This is a genomic window from Planomonospora parontospora (assembly GCA_014647935.1).
In the GTDB taxonomy this organism is placed as follows: domain Bacteria; phylum Actinomycetota; class Actinomycetes; order Streptosporangiales; family Streptosporangiaceae; genus Planomonospora; species Planomonospora parontospora.
Genome location: BMQD01000071.1, coordinates 1 through 3,889 on the forward strand (window position 1 = coordinate 1; position 3,889 = coordinate 3,889).

Annotated in this window: 2 protein-coding genes; both read right to left on the minus strand. The window is 72.6% G+C overall.

Translation table 11 applies throughout. The features are described 5' to 3' along the window. Positions 1 to 1,490, minus strand: a 1,490-nt coding sequence (locus IEZ07_RS35080; RefSeq protein ID WP_191898742.1) for a type I polyketide synthase, incomplete at its 3' end; no start/stop codon positions are given. A 47-nt stretch (positions 1,491 to 1,537) separates the two neighbouring features. Further along, the coding region (locus IEZ07_RS35085) for an SDR family NAD(P)-dependent oxidoreductase (RefSeq protein WP_301549384.1) at positions 1,538 to 3,889 on the minus strand (2,352 nt) is incomplete at its 5' end.

Consider the following 3,889-nt stretch of genomic DNA (forward strand, 5'->3'; position numbering starts at 1 on the left):
AGCGCCTCCACGCTCTTACCGGACACCACCAGCGGCACCACCGGAAGCGCAGCGCCCTCGGGCACGGGCGACGGCTCGACGTCCGGAGAAGACCCCTCCTCGACCGCGGAGGGCTCCTCGATGATCACGTGCGCGTTCGTGCCGCTCAGCCCGAACGACGACACGCCCGCCCGGCGCGGGTGGCCGTTCTGCGCCCACTCGCGGGCCTCGGTCAGCAGCTCCACCCGGCCCGCCGACCAGTCCACATGGGTCGACGGCTCATCGGCGTGCAGCGTCTTCGGCAGCAGGCCGTGCCGCATCGCCTGCACCATCTTGATGATGCCGCCGACGCCCGCGGCGGCCTGGGCGTGCCCGATGTTGGACTTGAACGAGCCCAGCCAGAGCGGCCGGTCCTCCGGCCGGTCCTGACCGTAGGTCGCCAGCAGCGCCTGCGCCTCGATCGGGTCACCGAGCGTCGTACCCGTGCCGTGGCCCTCCACCGCGTCCACCTGCGCCGCAGGCACACGGGCGTTGGCCAGCGCCTGCCTGATCACCCGCTGCTGCGACAGGCCGTTCGGCGCCGTCAGCCCGTTGGAGGCCCCGTCGGAGTTGACCGCCGAACCCCGCACCACCGCCAGCACCGGATGCCCGTTGCGGCGCGCGTCCGACAACCGCTCCACCAGCAGCACGCCCGCGCCCTCGGCCCAGCCGGTGCCATCCGCGGCATCGGAGAACGCCTTGCACCGGCCGTCGGGGGCCAGGCCGCGCTGCCTGCTGAAGGCGACGAACGGCGCCGGTGTCGACATCACCATCACACCGCCGGCCAGCGCGAGGGTGCACTCCCGCTGGCGCAGCGCCTGGACCGCGAGGTGCAGCGCCACCAGCGACGACGAGCACGCCGTGTCCACCGACACCGACGGCCCTTCCAGGCCCAGCGTGTAGGACACCCGGCCGGAGATCACCGCCGCCGCGCTCGCCGTGCTCATGTACGCTTCGGCGACCTCCGGAGCGGCGTCCAGCAGGTCCTCGTAGTCCTGGATGCCCGAGCCGGCGAAGACGCCCACCTGTTCGCCGCGGACGGATCGGGGGTCGATGCCCGCTCGCTCGAACGCCTCCCAGCAGACCTCCAGCATGAGGCGCTGCTGCGGGTCGGTGGCGAGTGCCTCCCGCGGGCTGATCTCGAAGAAGTCGGCGTCGAAGTCACCGGGTCCGTGGATGAAGCCGCCCTCTCGGACGTAGCTCCCCCCGTCGTTCTCGGAGCCCGGGGCGACGAGCCGGTCGATGTCCCAGCCTCGGTCGGTCGGGAACCCCGAGACGGCGTCCACCCCACCGGCCACCAGCCGCCACAGGTCGTCCGGCGACTCCACCCCGCCCGGATAGCGGCAGGCCATGCCCACGATCGCGATCGGTTCCAGGTCCTCGCTCTCGACCTCACGCAGGCGCTGGCGGGTCTGGTGCAGGTCCGCGGTGACCTTCTTCAGGTATTCAAGGAGCTTTTCGTCGTTCGCCATGGAAGCTCACGAGTCCTTTCGTGCCGAAGGCTTTGTCCCGCGCCTGGTCAGGCCAGGCCCAGTTCGGTGTCGATGAAGGTGAAGATGTCGTCGGCCGTGGCGGCCTCTAGTCGGCTGCTGACGTCGGCGCCGGAGTCTCCGGCGAGGTTCTCGTTCAGCTTCGTGATCAGCGCCTGGAGTCTGCCGATGATCCGGGTGCTCTCGATCTCCTCGGGGAGGAGATCGGCTGCGGTCTCTTCCAGCTGATCCAGCCGGGTGAGTACGGGACGGGCCTGGACGCCGCCGCAGAGTTTCGATCTGAGGTACTCGGCGAGCGCGGTGGGCGTCGTGTGGTCGAAGACCATGGTGCTGGGCAGGTTCTTCCCGGTGGCCGCGTTCAGGCGGGTCCGGAGGTCGACCGCCGCGACGGAGTCGAACCCGAGGTCGTCGAAGGCGCGGCCGGCGTCCACTTCAGCGGGATCGTCGTAACCGAGCAGTGCCGCCACGTGCGTCCGCACCAGATCCAGCAGCTCGCGGCGCTGCTCGGCCTCCGGGAGGGAGGCCAGACGCGCGACCGGCGAGGTCGCGTCCGCCGTCCCGCCGCTTCCGCTTCCGTCCAAGACCTCCCGCACGTCGGGCAGATCGTTCAGGAGCGGACGGGGACGGGCGAGCGTGTAGGCGGGAGTGAACCGCGGCCAGTCGAAGTCCGCGACGACCAGATGGCTCTCGTCATGGACGGCCGGCTGCCCCAGGACTCCGGCGGCGGCCGCTGCGGGCATGGCGGGTGCTCCGATCCGCTTCATGAGCGCACCGAGCTCGTCGTCCACCATCCCGGCGTCCCACGAGCCCCAGGCGATCGAGGTGGCGCGCAGTCCCCGCGCCCTGCGCCGGTGGGCGAGGCCGTCCAGGAACGCGTTGGCGCCGGCGTAGGCGGCCTGGCCCGCGCTGCCCCACACCGCGGCGCCGGAGGAGAACAGCACGAACGCGGACAGGTCCCGGTCGGCGAGCAGTTCGTCCAGATGCACCGCACCGAGGATCTTCGCCTTCCCGACCTGGGCGAACTCGTCGATCGTCAGGTCAGAGGGCGGTGCGATCCGCTGGGCCGTACCGGCCGCGTGCACGACCCCGGTCAGCGGGAACTCCTCGGGCACCGTGCGGAGCAACGCCGCGAGTTCGTCCCGGTCGGCGACGTCGCAGGCCTCGATCGTGATCCGGGTGCCCCGGGCGGTCAGCTCCTCCACCAACTCGGCCGCGCCCGGCGCCTTCATTCCCCGGCGGCTGGTGAGGAGCAGGTGCTCCGCGCCGTTGCCGGCCAGCATCCGTGCCACATGAGCGCCGACGCCACCGGTTCCCCCCGTGATCAGGACCGTTCCCTCGGGACGCCAGGAACCCGCAGGGCGGCCTCCGGCCGGAGCCCTGACCATACGGCGGGCGAAGCAGCCGTCCTCCCTGATCGCGAGCTGGTCCTCGCCGTCCGCCGCGGAGAGCGCGTCGCACAGCCGGAGCGCCACCCGCTCGTCCGGCCGGGCGGGGAGGTCGACCAGCCCGCCCCAGGTGCCGGGGAGGTCCAGCGCGAGCCCCGCGCCCAGACCCCACACCGCCGTCTGACCGGGGCTCACCGAGGCGGCTTCACGACCGGCGGGCTCACCCTCCCGGTCGACGGCGACCGCTCCGGAGGTGACGCACCACAGGGGTGCGGTGATCCCGGCGTCCTCCAGGCTCTGGACCAGGGTGACCGTGCCCGCGCAGCCGTACGACAACTGCGGGTGGATCGGGTGCGGCCGGTCGTCGAGCGCGAGAAGGGACAGGACTCCCGCGACGTCCTCCCCCGAGGCCGCCGAGGCGAGCCGTCCGCCGAGCTCCGCCCGGTCCGCGTGGGTGGCCTTGACGGTCGCGACCTTCGCCCCGCGCTGGGCGAGGGCACCCAGAACGATCGGGAGCAGCCCTGCGCCGCCGAACGCCTCGGGGACGACGACGAGCCAGGTTCCGTCGAGTGCGCGGGACCGCGGATCCGCGATCGGCCGCCAGGTGACGCGGTACCGCCACGAGTCCACGACGGCGTGCTCGCGGTGGCGCCGCCGCCATGCCGTCAGCGCGGGCACGACCTCACCGAGTGCGGAGACGTCGACGTCCAACCGCGCGGCCAGGGCGGAGAGGTCCTCCTGCTCCATGGCGTCCCAGAAGCCGCTCATCGGATCGTCGTTCCGGGGAGGCGTGCTGTCCGCCCAGTACGGCTTGCGCTGGAAGGCGTAGGTGGGCAACTCCACCCGCCGCGCACCCGACCCGGAGAAGTACCGCGCCCACTCCACCGTCACACCGTGCGCGTACGCCCGACCCAGCCCGGTCAGCAGCGCCTCGACCTCGCCCCGGCCCCGCCGCTGCAGCCCCACCACCGCAGAACCCGCACCAGCCGCAGACCC